At 37.6% G+C, this 19,522-nt stretch carries 19 protein-coding genes; 1 reads left to right on the forward strand and 18 read right to left on the reverse strand.

Features of this window, described 5'->3' with window-relative positions:
- Positions 1-6: 6 nt before the first annotated feature.
- The 15 genes from FE005_RS15925 to FE005_RS15980 form a co-directional block, all read right to left on the reverse strand.
- A complete protein-coding gene (locus FE005_RS15925) occupies positions 7-2,466 on the reverse strand; it encodes a pLS20_p028 family conjugation system transmembrane protein (RefSeq protein WP_138372257.1) in 2,460 nt (819 codons plus the stop codon).
- 9 nt (positions 2,467-2,475) lie between these two features.
- Positions 2,476-5,022 (reverse strand): VirD4-like conjugal transfer protein, CD1115 family, encoded by a 2,547-nt coding sequence (locus FE005_RS15930; protein ID WP_138372258.1) that lies wholly within the window; start codon positions 5,020-5,022, stop codon positions 2,476-2,478.
- On the reverse strand, positions 5,022-6,614 hold the full coding sequence (locus tag FE005_RS15935) for an ImmA/IrrE family metallo-endopeptidase (protein WP_138372259.1): 1,593 nt from the start codon (positions 6,612-6,614) through the stop codon (positions 5,022-5,024). The genes FE005_RS15930 and FE005_RS15935 overlap by 1 nt, the downstream gene beginning before the upstream one ends.
- Positions 6,615-6,619: 5 nt before the next feature.
- Positions 6,620-6,808, reverse strand: coding sequence for a hypothetical protein (locus FE005_RS15940; protein WP_138372260.1), 189 nt, complete (start codon positions 6,806-6,808; stop codon positions 6,620-6,622).
- A gap of 84 nt (positions 6,809-6,892) precedes the next feature.
- The gene (locus tag FE005_RS15945; RefSeq protein ID WP_175413582.1) at positions 6,893-7,210 is read right to left on the reverse strand and encodes a hypothetical protein; all 318 of its coding nucleotides are present in this window, start codon (positions 7,208-7,210) and stop codon (positions 6,893-6,895) included.
- Positions 7,211-7,249: 39 nt separating this feature from the next.
- On the reverse strand, positions 7,250-7,423 hold the full coding sequence (locus FE005_RS16905; protein WP_167757190.1) for a hypothetical protein: 174 nt from the start codon (positions 7,421-7,423) through the stop codon (positions 7,250-7,252).
- A 12-nt stretch (positions 7,424-7,435) separates the two neighbouring features.
- Positions 7,436-8,074 (reverse strand): hypothetical protein, encoded by a 639-nt coding sequence (locus tag FE005_RS15950; protein ID WP_138372262.1) that lies wholly within the window; start codon positions 8,072-8,074, stop codon positions 7,436-7,438.
- 81 nt (positions 8,075-8,155) lie between these two features.
- Positions 8,156-9,859, reverse strand: a complete 1,704-nt coding sequence (locus FE005_RS15955; protein WP_138372263.1) for an immunoglobulin-like domain-containing protein — start codon at positions 9,857-9,859, stop codon at positions 8,156-8,158.
- Positions 9,856-10,911 (reverse strand): hypothetical protein, encoded by a 1,056-nt coding sequence (locus tag FE005_RS15960; RefSeq protein WP_138372264.1) that lies wholly within the window; start codon positions 10,909-10,911, stop codon positions 9,856-9,858. Before FE005_RS15960 ends, FE005_RS15955 begins: the two co-directional genes overlap by 4 nt.
- A gap of 55 nt (positions 10,912-10,966) precedes the next feature.
- The gene (locus FE005_RS15965; protein WP_254697015.1) at positions 10,967-11,287 is read right to left on the reverse strand and encodes a hypothetical protein; all 321 of its coding nucleotides are present in this window, start codon (positions 11,285-11,287) and stop codon (positions 10,967-10,969) included.
- 2 nt (positions 11,288-11,289) lie between these two features.
- Positions 11,290-11,481 carry a hypothetical protein gene (locus tag FE005_RS15970; RefSeq protein WP_103301242.1) on the reverse strand — a complete coding sequence of 64 codons (192 nt, stop codon included), beginning with the start codon at positions 11,479-11,481 and terminating at the stop codon, positions 11,290-11,292.
- Between the two features lie 11 nt (positions 11,482-11,492).
- On the reverse strand, positions 11,493-11,666 hold the full coding sequence (locus tag FE005_RS16910; RefSeq protein ID WP_175413583.1) for a hypothetical protein: 174 nt from the start codon (positions 11,664-11,666) through the stop codon (positions 11,493-11,495).
- Between the two features lie 19 nt (positions 11,667-11,685).
- Positions 11,686-12,180: a hypothetical protein gene (locus FE005_RS15975; protein ID WP_138372266.1), complete on the reverse strand. Its 495-nt coding sequence runs from the start codon at positions 12,178-12,180 to the stop codon at positions 11,686-11,688.
- A 180-nt stretch (positions 12,181-12,360) separates the two neighbouring features.
- A complete protein-coding gene (locus tag FE005_RS16915) occupies positions 12,361-12,537 on the reverse strand; it encodes a hypothetical protein (RefSeq protein WP_167757192.1) in 177 nt (58 codons plus the stop codon).
- A 183-nt stretch (positions 12,538-12,720) separates the two neighbouring features.
- Positions 12,721-13,092, reverse strand: coding sequence for a hypothetical protein (locus tag FE005_RS15980; RefSeq protein ID WP_103301244.1), 372 nt, complete (start codon positions 13,090-13,092; stop codon positions 12,721-12,723).
- An 82-nt stretch (positions 13,093-13,174) separates the two neighbouring features.
- Here FE005_RS15980 and FE005_RS15985 point away from each other — a divergent pair, with 82 nt between their 5' ends.
- Positions 13,175-13,447, forward strand: a complete 273-nt coding sequence (locus FE005_RS15985) for a hypothetical protein (protein ID WP_103301245.1) — start codon at positions 13,175-13,177, stop codon at positions 13,445-13,447.
- A gap of 401 nt (positions 13,448-13,848) precedes the next feature.
- Here FE005_RS15985 and FE005_RS15990 read toward each other — a convergent pair whose 3' ends face one another.
- The 3 genes from FE005_RS15990 to FE005_RS16920 all read right to left on the reverse strand — a co-directional run bounded on the left by FE005_RS15990 (position 13,849) and on the right by FE005_RS16920 (position 19,461).
- Complete coding sequence (locus FE005_RS15990; protein ID WP_103301246.1) at positions 13,849-14,256, reverse strand: hypothetical protein; 408 nt, start codon at positions 14,254-14,256, stop codon at positions 13,849-13,851.
- A gap of 7 nt (positions 14,257-14,263) precedes the next feature.
- Positions 14,264-14,725 carry a hypothetical protein gene (locus FE005_RS15995; RefSeq protein ID WP_103301247.1) on the reverse strand — a complete coding sequence of 154 codons (462 nt, stop codon included), beginning with the start codon at positions 14,723-14,725 and terminating at the stop codon, positions 14,264-14,266.
- Positions 14,726-14,892: 167 nt separating this feature from the next.
- Positions 14,893-19,461 (reverse strand): VaFE repeat-containing surface-anchored protein, encoded by a 4,569-nt coding sequence (locus FE005_RS16920; RefSeq protein ID WP_175413584.1) that lies wholly within the window; start codon positions 19,459-19,461, stop codon positions 14,893-14,895.
- Positions 19,462-19,522 lie beyond the last annotated feature (61 nt).

A 19,522-nucleotide genomic window follows, 5' to 3' on the forward strand; every position in this document is an offset into this window, starting at 1 on the left:
TCTCACCTACTCTTTCTTCTGTTTCGAGGAACTAAAAAATCGTCGCAAAGGACTGTTGCCAACCTCTTTACGCAGCTGCTCTCCTGTATTCTTTCCTATTTGCTTCGCTGACATGTAAGATTGCTGCTTTGTAGCCTTATTTTTTGCTTTTTTGATTTGCCTATCAGCAACTACGTCTACAAGTGTTTTATCCGTAACTGGTTCATTAAATTTGGCGATATCTTGTTTTAACGTTTGAACAGGACTACTTTGAGTGATAGACGCGGGTACCTGGATACTAGGCCGCATTACAGGTCTTGTCCCTAAAATATGTCCAGCCAGCTCTTGGCGGCTTGTAGATGGTCTTTGTAGAACAGAACCGACCATTGCAGCTGTTCCGAGCGTTTGCTTGGCAGCGATCACTTGCGGTTTCGTCGCCTGAAGTGGGTTCTGTCCATGTTTTGCATGATCAGAAAGTACCTTCCCAGCTTGCTTCCCTACTATGGCAGCTGAACTCACTTGGCCATTTGGAATAACATTCTGTGGGAGAGAGTGAGATAGAACGTTTCCTGCTTGCTGCTGCATTTGCAATTGCTTCTTGGCTTGCATAACAGAATTCGGTAAAGATATAGAAAAAGCTCCTTTTGACTGTCCGACGCTGGATCGGGTCGGATCACTAGAAAGAGTTTCCTTAAGCGATTGAGAAGGCAATTCTGGCTTCACTTGTCCGGTTAGCTTACCGTGGTTACCTTGTTTCAACACGTTTGCGAACGATTCATTTGCGTTTTCAGTTGCTTGAACACGATCTTTCAGTGATACAGAATTTCCTTTCGGTTCACTATTATCTGTATCTCCGATCGGTCTTTGTGCCATAATCGACTTCAATTCATCCGGAATCTCCGTATCATTACCTGCTGGTCGAACAATATCTGCTTCTGCTTTTGGTATTTCTTCTTTTGCTGGATCTTCTGATTTAGCTTTTTCAAGTGGTGAATTCGAGTCTTTCTCTAATTCTGTTTTGTCTCCATTTTTGATTGCCAAGTCAGGAGCATCATTTGTCATCGAGCTGTTAGCAGTTGTTTCCTCATCATTTGAATGATTTAATGGATCTTGAAGTTGTGTTTTGTCCTTATCTAATTTTGTGTCTTTTTGATTTTCCTTAATTTCTTTCGCAAAAGCTTCTTTTTCTTCTTCAGAAAGAGTCGGAATATCTGGGCTTGCTTGATTTTCAGTAGGCTTCGTATCTTTTAGCTGCATTTTTTTCTTTAATCCTTCTACGTCTGTAACCCCATCCGCCAAACCAGCTAAAAACTTAGACGCATGTTTTACTTTTCCACCTGCATCTTTCGCTTTGTTAGCCAAAGCCTTTGCTCCTTTGCCTCCATAGAATAAAGCACCCCCTAATGCCAATGCTTGCCCTACAGAAGACTTAATTCCTCCATCAATTCCTGTAAGCTCTTGAATGATCCAGGGGCCTTCAAATAAGAAAACAGTTAGGACTAACTGAAACACTAACTTCGAAACATTATCGATAGACGCTTCAGATATATAACCAATAAATAGCCGATAAACTTTCAAAGAGACGGAAAAAAGAAGTACGTTGACCCAAATATTCAACGTACTCATCATAATCTTTTGTATTTTGCTACCACTTGTAAAATCACTACCTGCAAAAAATGGCATGATCACTCCGTTATAGCCTATATTGTATAGAGATTGCAAATACTTAAATGCCGTAAACAGCGTGACAGCTATCATCATTACTAATGTGAAGAAAATGGTCCAGAAGTTCCAGGAATAGCGGTAATAGTATTCTTTTTCAATAGTAAACATACCGGTATCCAGCTTTACAAGTTTGTATTTCCCTTGACTATCAAAATCGATTCGATTGGATAGAATCTCCTTTGATTTATCAGATGAAAACTCAAACTTGCCGGGATCAATCGTTTTAGTGATATCAAAAAACGTATATTGAGACGATTTATAGGATACATGACGAACCTTTTCTACCCCATTCCAATCATTCGCATCGATTGAAGTTATATCATAGATATTTTCATTTAGAATTGTTGCGGCTGCCGTAGTATTTTCTTGATTGATTGCTTTAGCTACCCCAAACACTTTGTTTGTGATCGTTGAGGTCAAACTAAGACATAATATAATCACCCCTACAAAGAGTAATAGATTATTGAATAGACTCTTCATAGAAGAATTCTTATTACTCATATAGCGTAAAAAGAAAACAATTAAACAGACTGTTCCAATCGCATAAGCCAGGAAAATATTGTCATTTACAAACTTCTTTACACCATCATAGGAAAGGAAATCCACTAGCTTAAACACATTGCTCGAGATTTTTTCAAGCCCTTCTAACAACACCTTGAACAGGAAAATAATTCCCCAACCTATCCATCGAAAAATATTCCAAAGAAAACTCGAGACCTTGAGATATTTCTCATAGTCCAATAAATAGTCAATTGTTTCCATAAGATACCTCTACTCTGTTTCTTTCTTTGTAAACAGACCAAGGCCCAATCCTTGAATTCTTAACAGGCAGGCTTCATGTTCTTTTTTGAAGAGGAACTTTTCATAGTCCTCGTAAAATTCCAGTTGATCAATTTCTTCTGTCAACTCAGGATATGACGCGATCATTTGATCATAAATAATAGTCGTGTTTTCTGGTCCATAGACCTCTATCAATGTCTTACGCTCACCTTCTACATAAGCCCCCTGGATCTCATTCAGATTCGCTGCTACTCCAGCTTTTTCTACATCCTTATATTCATTGTCTAATACTGCTTCTGGTTTAGCCATTAGCTGTCTCAACTCCTCTTCTTTTCTGCTTTCTATACTCATTTGTTCTTGTTTGGCAAGCGGATTTTTAATTCGTGCAACAAACTCTTTCGAATACGTTTCTAAAGGTAAATTCGGTACAAATGGTAAATCTAAGTATTCAATACTTTCCTGCGGATCAAACTGATCCTTCAAGTAAGTATGCGCATAAAGTAAAGAGCCGTCCTCGCCTCTATTGAAAATGGGGTATGGTCGAACCTTATTTCCGTTTAAATCCTGTCGGTGTATCGAACGTTCCACAATGACTTCTCCTTCTTGAAGACGTCCTAATTCATCTGGAGATACCAACGGTCTCGTTTGAACACTTTCCGTAATTTGTTTATTCAAATCAAAAACGCCTCCTGAGCGGCTTTTTACCGTCACCTCCTGATTACCCAAAATAGAAGAAAAATCTTCTCTTGCTTTCTTTGAACCACTCAAAAGATAAAATTTGTTCATGGCCTCATCTTGTATGAATTCTCCAACTTTTTCGTTGTATCGAGTCGTCAGCTGATTCGGGTGCTGTACATAAAAATCAAACAGAATCCCACGTCCAGCCCCAACTGACAGCATCGAACCAATATTAGAAAAACCTGGTAGATTTCCAAATTCGTCCAAAGGAACTCGAATTCGTTTTAACAATTTCCCGGATAATAACGAAGAGGCAAAGTCACTAGCGACATGATACATTTGCGAAATCCATGTACTAGCGATAATGTAATTGGTTTGAATATAGTCAGGTAAAACTAAGAAAACCGCTTGTGGTTTGTATCTATAAATACATGTAACACCTGCTCTTGGATCGAAATTTGCACCTGGCGGCATTTCAATATGTTCCACTCCAGAAAAATAGGGATCCTCATTAGGCAAAGACTGGTATACAAGTCCTTTCCCAACTTTGACCATTCTCTCTACGTGGACTTTTTCATCAAAATCATTCGTAATCTCATATGTTAACGTATATTCCCCTTCAGTCTGAGTATCCACATACCCCCGAACAACGATTTTTTTCGTCATATCGATTGGAGACTCATCTTTGGTCAACTTACGAAAATCAAAAGTAGATCGTGCCATCAATTTTGCCACTTGCGGCGCTGTAAATTGTCGAAGTTTTGCCTGTGTTGAAGCGAAAATAGAAGCACGCATTTGTCCTTTTGCATACAATACAGTGGAGTATTCAAGTTTCGCGGGATTCCCAGCCGGTAAGTTGGCAAAATATTTATCCAATAATGTATCGCCATTTTCATCTACATCACCAAGTTCTACCAACATATTGGACACTGCATACAGTGAAATATATTTTTCTGTTTTTTTCGGATCGTCACTTTTCGTAATGAACTCATGACAAAGTGCTAGAATGACAGCATTTACAAGAGCCATTGCCGTTTCCTCCCATACTGGCTCTCTCGCTTCTTCATTATGGTAAAGCGGATAACTGAAGGTTTTACAAAGCTCAATCGCTTCATCGATATCACCTTTCATATAAGCATCTTTAACAAGATCTAGAGGATTGTACTGAAAGGATCGTTTCATATCAATAAGGTTGAGAATGTGTGTCTCGTAGCCCCTTCTTTTGAATGTTCCTTTTGCGATTGCTGCAACAGCCAATTCATATTTTCCTGAAGCATAAATCAAATGGGGTTTCTCTTCTGATCGAGAGTAAACATCCATGTCCGGAATTACTTTCGTTTCCCCCTTAGCAGATCTGGATCGACCAAGCGTGTAATTATGTGCTGGATCTGTATCAATAAACAGACTGTCTTTGTGTCTAGCTACGATTGTTCCACTCTCTCCAGGATAAGTTTCTTCAGGAGTTCGTCCTTTTATTGGAACTTGTTTGTATTGTTGAATCAATTCATCTAAAGTTGTAAAACGTCCGGTTGCCTGGTCCCCTTCTTCTAATGACTCATAATTAATCTTAATTTGTAAAAAAAGGTAATAAAAAAAACCTATCCCTAAGAGATAAACCACTAAATATATGAATGGATAACGAATCATGTGAAGACCAAATGGATTTGACAAAGGATTTCCATTTAACAAATTGTTTGATAAATTGAACAACAAGGAACTTATGATATTTGCTATCAAGGTACAGACAATAAAAACCGCTACACCGAGTTTCCACCGAAGTTCTTTCTTATCGACCTTTTCAAACCAACGCTTCAGTTTCGTCAAGAAAATCGTATTTTTTTCTTCTCTGAATTCCTTCATTACATTTCACGACCTGTTTCTTCAAGATAGGTTTCTCGCATGACCTGGTCATGGATCAATGCCTGCTGGTGCTTTCGTTCTTTTTTAGCATTCCACAAGTCAACTTTTCGTTCACTTAAAGCATTGATTGGATAAGCCATAAGTGATTTGAGCTTCTGAAAAACGTCTTGTTCCGAAGGAAAGCTATAGGTTTCACACTCGCCCACCTCATTGAGAAGGATCAACTCAAATTGTTCGTACTCATTGCGCTTTTCTAATAGTAATTCAATCGTTTCATCTACTTGATAAAAAGCGTGGCCACTATAAACTTTTTTCCGTAGATTCAATTGTTGTTCTTCTAGATAATGCGTAATGGTCTCCGCCGGCTTCTGATTCTCGTACGCCCATTCAAATAACGTATCATTTTGGTGCGAATGAAGAGCCGCAAACAGTTGATTTTCAGTCAATTCTGGTTCTTCCCGTATGAAAGATACTATTTTCTCTCGAGTAAACACGTCATTTTCTTGAATATGATACTTCTGACAAAAAGCCTGTACCTTTTCTTCAGTAATCACTTTTTCCTTTTCGGCGGACCGCTGCTGCTCTAGGTGCGTATCTAGAAATTGAATAAATGAGTGACTCACTTTTTGAACATCCTCTAATAGGTGAAATTGCGCATCTGGGCCACTTTCTTCTAAGGCTGCCAAATGTCTTGTCCAACTTGCAATATAGGGTATCGCTTGTTCTGACGTATCAATACCATACTCATAGCTCACTACATATGAAACCATTTCAGCCTGTAGCTCTTTCAAAGAAAGATCTTTCGGTTTCAAATTTTGTGTGGTCCAGTAAGAGCCATCCAGATTCGTAGGATCATGAAGGGTGGCATGAGCTAGTTCATGAATCAATACAGCAATCCGTTCACTTTTCGTTGTCCGCGAATTTAGGACGATTTCCTTGTTTCCAATGTTGTCTCTAGCAAAGTGCCCTTTGGCTGATCCAAGCTCTCTTGTACCAAAAATAGACGTATTTTCATTATTTATTGGAACCCCAAACTTCTCTCCCATAGCAAACAAGGCGGATTCTAATTGGTTAATGACATGATCACTTTCTACCGAAAACTCGACTCTCCGATTAGGAAACAACTTCGGATAGTCTTCCGGACGTGCAGTAGTTTGAGAAATATCAAAGACACTTTCCGGTTTAAAATGCTTCACCTCCCAACTTTCCAATTTCCCAGCTGCAATGAGTGTTTTTTCTTCTGGTGTAGCACTTGAGACCATTCGATTTTCACCACGTGTATCTTTAAATAGTTTGAAAAAGTTTGGCCGCAGAATACGAATTTTTGATTTTTCAATTGGTGGAAAGCCCATATTTTTAAATGTTACATACCCGCCAACTGCATAAGCACCAGGAAACTGTGCCAAAATAAGTGACTGATTTCTAATGGAATAGTTGTGGAAGCTACTCATAAACTGAAGCAATTCCAATTGATCTTTTGGATCTACACTATATTGCTTGATTGCTTCCAGACCTTTAGTAACTAAATTGTTTACTTCCTCTTGGATTTCTTTGGTACTACGCTTTTTATATTGTTTCTTCTTGTATACCATCCCACTTACCTCCGCAATAATTCCATTTGAGACCGTTCAAAAAGAAAGGGTTCCTGGTCTTCGGCTTGATCACTAAGATTTTTTTTGTACTCTTCAGCTAACTTTTTATCAACTGGAAAGACGATTTTTCGTCCTTGATCATCTTCAAAAGTCAAAATGTTCCCTTCCACTTCAATAAGCTGAACAATTTCCATTTTAAATTTTCCTCTTTTCTCTATTTATTTTATTCACTTCAGATACTATAAATTTTGCAGTTTTATTATCCTCCTTTCAGTAATTTATCTAATAAGGTATTGAACATTCGTTTTCACAACGACTGAAACCTTTATATCGAGCCACAGATTAGTATTTTCAATAAGCGAAAGGATTTCAGGGTTTATTCCACTTCTTGGTAATAAATCCTGAAATCCTTTATTTTCTTCTTCTTTTCGCCAGATAATAATGTCATTACACCCTGCAAAAGCAGCTCCTGATACTGTCCAGCCATTAGATTTCATATAGTGCTGCAAAAATATACGCTCAAAATCTTCCGGAACTTTTCGACTTATTTTCCCGTCCTTTATAATACATATTTGCAGTTTTTCCTTTACAATCAATCTTTTCTTCACACTCCTTATAAAATTATCTTTCCTCCTTTACTTGATTTTCTTGTTCCATTGGGTGAACAATACATATTCTTGATCGATCCACTTTTGAACAAAATCAGTAAATGTCTTATCAGTGGAGTTGGATAATATTTCTCCAAGTCGTTGTTGTCGAAGTGGGTCCAATGTTGCAGCACGCCGGATATTGCCTGGTGCAATCGCCATAATTTCCCTCCTCTACTCCAAAGGAACAGCAGCGAACATACCAACCGAAAACTTACAAAACGAATATCGAAGACCGAACTCCACTTCAATACGATCGGGCTTTGAGAATCGATGCTTATAACTTGCGACGATTGGATCTAAATAAGGATTTATCCAACTATCTGCATGCCAACTAATTGAGTGATCTTTCTTCATGTCAGGTGTCACACTTTTTTCAAAAACCCACTTAACCAAATAGCGGACAATTAGCGAAAAAATAGCAGCTGAAACGAAGATAGGCAAATATTGCTCTATGAGGGAACTCAAATTGGTATCTGTATAAGAACCTGCATTAAAACCTGATAACATCACAAATACGACACAACTGCTTCCTGAATCTGGCCACTTTAGCCTATTTCTAATAGCAGAACTACATATTTGCATTGGGATCAAAGCGAACCAGAGTGATTGAAATAATAGTAAAAATTGGATTTTCGTCTCACTTGGAAGTTGCATGTCTGAGAAAAAAAGGTTGATCAAAATTTTCCAACAAGCAGCTCTCATAAATACTAAAGCAATATATTTCAGTATATTTACCATATTTAGTAACTGAATGAGCCAGAATCCTTTCCTTGAAACGTCTTCTTTTAATTTCAATAGATCTTCTTTCATAGCACATTTCCTTTCAGTTTCATCTTTGATAAAAGTGATACACCTCTATCAAAAAAAAGAGAGATACTTTCTCTCTCTTTTTTATTCATTGATAGTTTCCACCATTTTTTTGTCTGCATTCCCTTCCTGCATTATTTGATTTGTAGATTGTTCTTCATCCGAGATATTTTCTTCGCCTACAGATTCTCCTTTTGGCGCTTCTTCCAAAGCAGTTCCTTCTTCTGAATTTGTATCCGTCGAATTTTCCTCTAATATTGTTTCTTCTACTGGTTGATCAGGATCTAATTCGTCTTTTGTTGGAAGAACCGTCAAAATAATTGATTCAGTTGTTTCTATAAAAGAATCAGAAACCGATAAGACGATCGTGTATTCACCAGGTGTAGACAAATCATATTCCCCACTTACTACAACTTGAGACAAATCGAGCACTTCTTCGTTATCTATGACGCTGATACCTTCTAAAGGATCAAATGATTCTCCCTGATAAATTGTTTTGTTAGAAACACCAACGATCTTCGGTGGTGTATTCTCTACAGTGATTTTCCCTACCACAGTGGTACTCTTTCCATAGGAATCTGTCGCTGTAAAAGAGACTTCATAGCCACCAGGCTTTGTAGGATCAACCGCAGCCATTTCAGTTTCGTTGTAGGTTAACTTCACATTTTGATCCTCTCTGTCCTTGACGACCACTTGGCTCAAATAGGCGTCAGGGTCAAATGATGAAAAGACCGGTATCGTCATATTCACTTTTGAAATGGATGGCGCTTCATTCTCAACTTTGACTTTCATGGAAGCAGTAGCAGCTGCTCCATAAGCATCTTCCACTGTATAATGAACTGAATAGATTCCTTCGACAGAAGTATCTAAATTCGTTGTATATGTTACTTTTGAAGATAATACACCGTCTTCTAGATCTTCAGCTGTCACGTACGTTGCAAGGTCGATCGTTGATCCAATTGGAATTGTTGTTTCTTTAGTAGATAATGAGAGGGTTGGCCGACTATTCACATATATTGGAATGGATACTGTATCAGAATAACCTTGAGTATCTATGGCCGTGATAGTCAAGGTCTGAGTTCCTGCAACACTTGTATCAATTTCCGTAGTAGTAATTACTGGATCAGCTTGAGATCCAGCAACGACATAAAAATAGTCACTAGCTTGAAATGCACCATTTTGTTGAATGACCAGTGATTGGTTATTTGAATAAATCTTAGGTCCAACCCATACGGGTACTGGATCAACAACGACAGGCGGGAGTTCAGGAGTTGTGGGCGTTTCACTTGGCGTCACTGGATCCACACTACTAATTGGCGGAGCAAGTGGCGTATCCGTTGGACTATCTTGAATTGCCACAGGATCCTTTACTTTATCAGCTAGTTCAGTCTCTTTATCAATTGATTTCTTTAGTGCAGTTGCAGCAACTGACAGTTCTTCTGGCTTCAACTGTGCCGCCGCAACATAATTTCCTTCATTCGTTATCTCAGAACGAATAATACCAAATTGTTCCAGAACGGAAGGTACTTTATCTGTTTGTTTCTTTGTGTCTCCTGATATCTTCTGAGACTCTTTGGGACTGATTATTGAGTTCTTATTCTCTTTTGTGGATTCTGTTGTTGATTTCATTTGATGCATAGGTGTGACACTACTATCTTGATTCAATTTAGTTAAACCAAAAGCTGTTCCACCTAATAAAAGTGTAGCTGCTGTTCCAATGAGGACCTTTCTATTTACCTTTTTTATTGCTTTGCGACTATATCTGTTTTGCTTTTCCTCTTCACTCACTTAGTTAATCCCCTTTCTTCTAGAGCTGATCCTAGGTCATTTAGGCGACGTTCCCACATTTCTTTATTTTTTGTATCTTTTTGCTTTTGATATAAGTCAATCATGTCATTCATGATATGCGCACTGTCTACCGACTCTTGATACTCTTTTTGAAGAGCAGCAGACTGTATCTTTTTGCCGATATCTTCAACATCACTCAATTTCTTCTCTTTGATCAAACTTCCAATCTGGTGTAGATAGGCATAGTCAAGAGCTTCATTCAACTGGTCTGAGTCTAATTTTTTTGCTAAAAGTTCGGCTTCAGAAATCATATTTTTCTCAATATATGCAAAACAAAGCATAATTTTTCTCTCTTCAGTCAGTGTGGTTACATCTGTTTGAATCACCGTATCCCAATCGCGTTCATAAAAAGCTAGATCAAATGCACCGCTAGCAGTAGGGTGTGTCTCTTGTAACATTTTCAATTTGTCCCAATTCTGATTGTCCTTATAGTATTCAGCTATCTCCTCTAGCTGATCAGGATATTTAGCCGCTAATTCCTTTGGTACCAACAACTGGAGATCTTCCCTAAACGTTTCTTTGGTCTCTACTGCACTCGTTATAGGAAATATCTGATTACCCATTAGAAAATATGCCCCTACTCCACCTAATAGCAATATAAAAATGATCACCCCACTAATAATCCAGGGTGATCGTTTTCGTGGTTTATTTGATTTTATAGGTATTTCTTTAGCAGATAGTGCTTGTTGAGCAATTTCTTCTGTAAGAAGATCAATCATTTCTTGAATTTCTGTGCTGCTATTCGGAAATTCGTTCATCAATGTCTTTTCTAGCCATTCTAAAAAAGAATCCCCATTTCCCAACCCAAGCTCAAAGTATCCTTTATAACCAAAGTCTTTATCCTTTGTATCAAACAGCTCCATGTATACTTCTTCGTTTTGATCTCTTTTATTAAAGTCCGCGTCCAAATCTGCTAGAACTTCTAGACCTTCTACTAAAGAATAAGGCTTTTTTCGAAAACCATATTTTTTCTCAAATTTTATTTTAATCATTGTCATCACCTCCAATTCTAAGGACTAAAGGTTTGAAACGGAAGTAATCATACAGTTATCCCCGTAATAAGAGCGTTTCAATAATTGCATGTGAAGCACTCCAGCTTGAAGCTTGGCCTTGTAAATAAGCAATGATCGTTCCTGCGCAAAAGCAGCCAACTAGACCAAGACATGCTCGAAATGCGTGTTCCTGCCCCTCTGCATGTTTCTGAGGGTTTTTTGACATGTAAGCAAACATTGCTAAAATGAATTGTACTGTTGCGAATCCTGCTGCTGCTAAAAGTAACCAGCTTTTCACATCATCGAAGATTTTTTTACCCATTTGCCCGGGATTAGAAGTTGCGGCTACTACTAAATAAAAAGTTGTTTTTAACATTGTCATTCTCCTCTTTTATTTGCATAATTTGTTTTTGGTGTGATTGCATCAGCAATGTTATCAAGTAAATAGTTTAATTCTTGCTGTGCTAACCAATCCTCGTAATCTAATCCTTTTTTTCTCATTAAGTCCTTTACCGTCTTTTGGATCTCTTTCTTTTTAGCAGAAGTAAGATCTAACGTAAGTCCGGCCATAAATAATCACCTCAAAATCGATTTTTTTTCTTTTTTACTTTCCAGACTGCCACCAAAATCACAATAGCGACCACAAGTCCTGCTACCATTAGATTCATATTGGGATCAAAGATAGAAAAATAAACACTTCCAAAAACTAAACCAACAAACAAAATAATACCCAAAATACCTAATAAATATCTCATTACTTAATCCTCCATTTTATTATTTTTTATGGGCGATTACACTTTTTCTAATCGCTACTTTTCGTTTTCTTGCTTTTTTTGCGGCTTCCTGTTCATCTAAATAGTTTTGGTATTTTTTATTGATATGATAAAGCTGTTTGATTTGAGACGGTCGAAGATCTTGTTCTTCCGACACGACAAATACAAAATGCGACATTTGAAAAATGTCTTTTCCTTCATACGTCTGTTCCGTTTGATCATGATCAATATTCAATACAATCGGATTGTCGCCCTTAAAGCCAATCAAATCGTCCACATTGATCTCAATATTTGTGTTACATCCGATAATCAACCCGATTTTTTGAATCCGCATAATACTAGTGCGCGTAACAATACGATTACGAATCAACTCGCCAAGTCGGCTTTTTGATAATTGGATAGTTGTGATTTTGGTCCCTTCCTCGTTATAGTTTAGTAAAACATCCAATCCAAGTGATAAATGTAAAACACGATCTTTTTCTAAAGGTTCATTCATTGAAGTTCCTCCCTATTCTTCAATTTAAAAGACAAAAAAACTCGAGATTCTCATTTCTCAAGCTTTTAAAATAGTTTTCGATGGAACTTCCATCGATCAAGTAAAACCTCTTAAAAAGCAACTGAGGGCCTATAAGAAGCGGTATTTACTGATTATAAGTCTTCTATATCCGATAAAAACTTATCCGGTCAAACAATTTAGTTTCCAATGATAAGGCAGATTATACTCTTTGATCCAAAAAAACGTTTTTTCTATTGGCGCTTCGATTAATTCAGCTAACTCACAAATCATTAACTCTGGTTTCTTTTGGCAAAGAGATCGAAGAAGCGCTATTTTCGATCGCTCTTTTTGCTTCATTTTTTCCGTTTCCTCCTCCCTTTATAGAAAATCAATACTATTATTAACGTATTGATGATCATCATGCTTTGTCACAATGTACAATCGCTAATTTCAATATTTTAAAACTTTTTTGATTCTTCATCGATGACTTGAAACGCCTGAAATCGAAAAATATAGCGTATTTCCACTCATCTCGTTGTTCTAAACACATAAAACATATCCCACTATACAAACAAAAAGAAGGACAAAGAGCGTAAACGACGTTTCTAGAATATCCCTTCGTCGTTCCTTCTTGCGCTGTTCTTCTTGTTTCTTGATTCGTTGTTGGTTACACACTCGTTGCTTTTCTGGTACAGGAACAAAGTAACACTTGTAATAAGAAATGTTATGAAGTGCATCAAAATGTGCTTCACAAAAATAGCCCGCTTCTTCGATTGCTTGAATTACAGAAGGTGCAATGGGTTCATACTCCCATGACAACGTAAGCGAATCTGCCCAATCACGTTCTTCTTGATACATTCGAATGGCCTCGAGTAATTCCTCTGCCGTATAACAATCACTACAAGAAAACATCCCGATTCACCCCCTTAAATTTTTTCTTTCACCTCCTTTTTCTTTGTTATAATTATTCTAAATAAAGAAAGGAGGAGGTAACATGCAGCTATCCCTAACAGTACAAGAACTCAATCACATTGTAGAAAAAGCGATTGAGCGAAATCACGGCGCTGAACATGATGCTATGCGTGATACTTTAGTGGAATATTTAATTTCATTATTTCCTGACAAAGAGTTTACGCTAGACGAAGCCGCAACCGTTGAAAAAATCGTTGATTTACTCATTCAGTTTTCCGTCACTTCCGCTGCAAGAGCTTCAGTAGAAGTATTGGATGTACTAAGTCAAAAAGCATTGGCCACACAAACACAATGAACAAGGAAATCTTTTCCTTGTTCATTTTTAATTATAAAAAAAGACAGCACATCTATGATTTGTGCTGTCTCTTACAGAAGAATAAGCGATAAGGAGCTTTCCTCCTTTCGGTTTTTAGAATGTTGTGAGTAGTCTAATAACCAACTCTCTTACTCTTTCTTGATCATGCCAATAATGATTCATAACGTATTGTCTTCAGTCCTTGGTTTTGGCAACATCGGCGCAACAGAAGCTGCTTTCACTGATTGTTTCATTTTTGGTGCTGCCACAATTTAAACCGTTCAATCTTTATTTGTTAGATCCAGATTGTGACTTCTTCAAACATTTCTTGGTCATCTTCTGTTTTGTGAAAATAATTGGTTGAAAACAAAAAAATTTAAAAATAAATGTCTTCAAAACTTTTATTTTTTACTAAATGAGTATGCCCCACCTACTAAAGCAATAGTTGCTAAAAATACTGCTTTTAAAATGGGAATACTGATAAATTTCACTAAGAGAATTATAGTTACCACAAAAAAAAATATAGACAGAATACAAGCTAACATTTCCTCTACGTCAACGTAGCTATTTTTTAATATGTTCCAACAAAATACAATTCCTATTATGCCAATAGCTCCAAGAACTACTGTCATACCAAAATATTCCAAAGGTTCCCAACCATTGTACTGTAGCAATTCCATAAAAAAAGCATTCGAATATTCTTTTAATAAATAAGCGTTTAACTCGTTTAACTTAATCAAGAAAATAACTACAAATACTTCATAAATACTGATAGGTATTAGCAATTTTACTATTTTGTTAACATCCATAATTGTACTACTTTCTGTCTTCTTTTTTAGCTTTTAATACATCTTCCACCATAAGTATTTCTTCGTGTAATTGATATAAGGTTCTCATAAAACTTAATGCTGTGATAAAAATCAGGAATGTTGCTGTGATAAAGAATATCAGAATGATTAATGTCCATCCTTTAACAAGCAGTGGATCAACATTTGCTTTTCCAACAGCATATTCTATAATTTTTCTTGTTAAATCAAAAACAGTTCCCCATGTCCCCGTCAATATAGTTAATAAAATTGTACCTAAAAAAATAGCACATACATTTCTTTTGTATTCGTACTTTGTTTTTAGTGTTATTAGTTGAAACTTTAACCGATTGATTGAAAGTTTTTCCAACATTAATTTATCATTAGTATACTTATGATAAGCCCTCTCTTCTCTACTTTGACGAGAAAAATACATGAGGCATTTTTTTAAATCTGTTGTGTTTTTTTTCATAACACTATCCTCTCAGAGTGAACGGATCTGATGAAAATCAATCTACTTAATTATACATTAAATGAAATCATACAAAAACAAAAAATTTTTTTCTTCTCTCATCCATCCCTTCCTTCTCTCTAAAACCAAACAAACGGCTAGAATTTCTAACCGTTTGTTCATCCTACCTAGTCTTTGACTTTGTATAAGTCATAACCTATCAATCCTGCCGCAAGGACAAAGATCATTCCAATCATGATCCATAACACATTGTCTTCAGAGCCTGTTTTTGGCAACGTTGGCATCATAGAGGCTTCTTTGACTGGTTGTTCTGGTTTCATTGGTTGTGGGGGCTTTGGTGCTTCTACAATTTGAACCGTTTGATCTTTATTCGTTAGATCCACGTTGTGACGTGCGACTTCTTCAAACGGTTCTTTGTCATCTTCTGTTTTCGCTTGCAGCCATTCCGCAAAACTCAACCCTTTTCCGGCAAGATTGCGACCATCTACCAAAAATTCAAACAAGAATTCCATGGTTTCTTTGTCTGCCGTAAAGATTTTTTCGGCATGGGTGCCTTCAAATGGCGTGCCATCTGGCGTTAAGTAACCTTGGACAATCAATTTGTACAACTGACCGATTGCTAGACCACTTACCTTTGCCCATTCAACTACTTTTTGATTTGGCAAGGCCAAAATCTCTTTTCCGCCATTTTCATTGGTGGCTTTTGTGGTAATGGTTGGATTGACAATTTTTATTGTTTGATCTTTGTCGGTAATATCTGCGTGAGAGGTTAATAATACGCCGTCTCTAAACAGATCTTCAAAGACCACCACTTCTTTGCCTTGTAACCCACGTGCGTTCAACACAAAGTCTAGATTGACTGTACCATCCGTTGTTTCTGCCACAAACGTCAACGTACTTGTGATTTCTTTGTCGTCTACTAATACTGGTTTTTTCGTTGATTTATCCATTAGAATACCGTTTACTGTATATGTTTTTCCAACGATTAAGTCGTGATATTTCACAGCGTCTGTAATAGTCACTTTCGTTAATGGATTAACTACTTTTAATCCTGTTGATTTATGCGTAGCCGTCGTGCGAACACTTGGGTTCGTTACTCGAACGGTTTGACCTTTGTCATTGATATCTTTGTGGTTTGCCAGCTCTTCGTCATTTCTGAAGAGACTTTCAAACACAACGATTTCACGACCATTTAAGCCGGTTAGATCAAAAGTAAATGGCACGATCACCGTTTCATTTTCTGCTTTGGCAATAAATCCAACCGCACTTTCTACCGGTTGATCATGAACAAGTAAGACTTCACCGGTTGCTTTGTCCATTAAGATTCCTTTGACCAAGTACGATTTTCCTGGAAGGATCTCGGTAATTTCAACGATATCGTTTAAGGTAAACAGCCCCGTTGGGTCTGCGACCGTCAACCCGTCTTCAAAGATAGCTGTGGTATGGACTGTTGGATTGTTTACCCGGACACTTTGATTTTCATCCGTAATATCTTCGTGTGCTGCAACTTCAATGCCATCACGGAAGAGTTTTTCAAAGACAACGATCGTTTGCCCTTTTAAGACGCTGGCATTGACCACAAATTCCAGGTCTTTCGTGCCGTTGGCTTTGTCTGCAATAAAGGTCAAAGTTTTTCTGATTTCTTTACCATCTTGTAAGATCGGCGCATTGGTTGCCTTGTTCATCAATACCCCTGAAATCGTGTATTCTTTCCCAACAAACAAGTTCGTATAAGAAACACTGTCTTTGATTACTACTTTTTCAAGTGGATCAATGACTTTTTTCCCGTCTTCTTTATTCGACGCTTGTGTTTCAAGTGTTGGTGGAATCAAATAGTTACGTACAGAAACTAACAAGGTTTCGCCATCATCTGGTGCATTTTGTTTGAATGAGACAGTGAATGCTTGTTTGTCTTTATTTGGTTGGAAGCTTTCTAATGGTGCTTTTTCAAAGAAATAATAGTTCCCAGCTACTAAGCCTTTGACCACAAGCTCACCGTTAGTACCGGTGGTGTATTCACCAACTGCTTTTCCTTCTCCGTTATACAAAGTAAACGTCACACCCGCAAGCGGTGTTTTCTTCTTGTTCCATTCTTCATACTTGAACAATTTCACGTTTTTCCGTGCTTGACGGTTCGCAAAATTGATCACTTTGATTGGTTCTGTATCATCGGTAATCGAGAACACCAACGGTGTTTTGTTTAACAAATAATTTTTTGGTGCGTTGATTTCTTCTAACCGATAACGATTTACTCCATACGTAAACGTAGCGTTCGTAACAAGGTATCCTTTGTCATTTGTCCGGAAAATATCTGTTACTTCGGTATCATTTGGAATCGAAAAGGTGACATACTTGTTGGCTAAGGTATCAAAGATTTTGAATTCCGTATTAGCTAAAGCAATCGTTTTTCCTGTTTCTTGATCGACTTTAACCACTTTAATGCGTTGTTCGATTACCTTATCTTCTAAGACATAGCGGAAGGTTTGGCCTTGTTTGGAAATCGTTACTTCGAACGGATCAAATAATTTGTATCCTTCCTTGCCTTTCGTTTCAGAAACAATATAGGTATCAAAAACAACGGAATTTTTACCGAAGGTAAAGTAACCGTCTTTGTCAGTCAATACCGCTTTTACGACTTTTCCCGTTGTTTTTGAGGTCAATGAAATTTCAATACCTTCTAACTTTGGTTTATTGTCAGGATCATTTGCGTCCACAAAGTCTTTATTGCCGACCTTGACCCCTTCAATCGTTCCTTTGATCACTTGGTCTTTAGCAGTGACTTCTTTTGTGACGGTTTCTTTATCTTGTCCACCATAAACTAACTCAAAGTGGATTTTATTCGTATTAAGGTTGTAGCCAACTGGAGCTTTTTCTTCTAACCAATAGTAAGAAGAAAGTTTCAGATCTTTCACTTCCGCTTGGACTTTCCCATTGATATTTTTCAACGTAACAGATTTGATTTTTTTACCATCCGCTTGATAAAGTCCATAGACTGCGCCTTCTAAGGTCGCAGCACCTTGTGCGTTGTTTCCAGTTTCTGCATCTTCTTTGAAGAGTTTCGCAATCCCTAATTGTTCTTTGTTTTCAAGGGTCACTTTGATTGTTTTATTCGCTTCGATTGTAAAATCTTTGCTTGTTTTGTTCAAAATGTATCCAGTTGGCGCTTTGACTTCGACAACAGTTCCTTTTGTGCCATGCGTTACATTTTTGATCGTTGCTTTCCCATTTTTATCTGTTTTCACAGTTTGGTCTTTGCCATTGATCGTGACTTTGATTTCCGCATTCGCTAAAGGTTTCTTTGTTTTTGCATCGATTTTCAAAATTTCAAGGTTTCCTTGTTTAAGGACGTTTAGGTTTAAAACAGCATTATTAGGATCTCCTGCTTTTGCATTAATCACATCTTGTAATCCTGGTGCTGTATAAACAATTGTCGCACCTTGGTAAGAAGATGCAATATCATATTGAAAACGAATATTTCCTTTTAGTTTACTAGAAGCTTTCGGAGTAATCTTTAACGTATTTCCTTCTATCTTTACTGTGACATCCGCTGAATTACTATAAACCTTGTAATAAGACAACACATTATTCAAATCTTTTAACGTTAGTGTTTCGCCAATTTTTACTGTCTTCGTTTCATTATGAAAAGATGGCTTTTTAGAAAAAGCATTTACTTTTGCCATTACAGCTTTTTTGAATGCCTCATAACCTGCTTGACTGGCTTGTCCTGCTAAATCAGTAATGTTAGAAGTAGTAACTCCCGCAACTATTTCTTGAACCAGTTTTTCTGTATAAAAAGCATTAACAACAGATTTTTGTTTTTCCCAACCCCAATAAACCGCTAACGCTGCTTGTTTATGTTTCGCATTATTCGAAGTGCTCGTAGTAAAGCCTCCATTAGCACCCCAATTTAATGGAACACCAGGTTCAATACACCACAACATATTTCCTTGATCATCACGTTTTGCATAATAACCAAGTTCTTTATTTCCGTTACTTTGACTCCAACCAATCGTTGAACTACCATAGCTTTGATCGACATGTACTGTTTGATTCGCGGCACGTGTGGAAACTGCGGCACGACGAACACGGGCTGTTCGTGGTTGAGTAACAACAGACGTTTCTTCTCCTGCTTTATCCGATAACGTCGTTTCTTTCTTATCAGAAACCACCACAGAGTCTTCTGTCGTTTCTTCGGTATCCTTATTGTCTACAGGCTGTTCTACTGGTTTTTCTGTGTTAGTAGCGGATGTATCCGTTTCTTTCTCTACAGAAGGTTCCGTCAAGGCAGGCAACTTAGGTGCTGCTTTATCTTCTGTTGTTGCCTCTGTCGTATCTGTTGTTTCTGCTGGTTCAGAAGAAGGTGTAATACTTGACGTACTTTCTTCTGAAAGTTCCTGTGAACTGTCTGTTTCTGGTTCTACCGGTTGCGTGACAGCTGGACTGTCTCCTGGTTTTTGCGCTTCCCCCATCGTTTGATCAAGGACTGCTTTTGAGTTGGTTGTCGGTGCATCGGTCTCTGGCATAGACTCAGCTGGTGTTTCTACCGCTGGAACTGCTTCTTCTACCGGTTGAACTTCAACGGCTTCAGCGGGAGCTGCGACAGCTGTTTCTACCGCTGGTTGACTGGGTGTCGTTTCTTCTGCTTGTGCTTGAAACGTCCCGGTCAAAAAGCAGAACTGAGAAAATACCAGAAGCGCAGCGGCTTTTAACCAACTCTTTTTCGTTCTTGTCTCCACAAGAATCGCTTCCTTTCCATTTTATTTTATCTATAATAAAACGCCATTACCGAAATCGATA

The organism is Enterococcus sp. M190262, from assembly GCF_005843965.1.
Lineage (GTDB): Bacteria > Bacillota > Bacilli > Lactobacillales > Enterococcaceae > Enterococcus_D > Enterococcus_D gallinarum.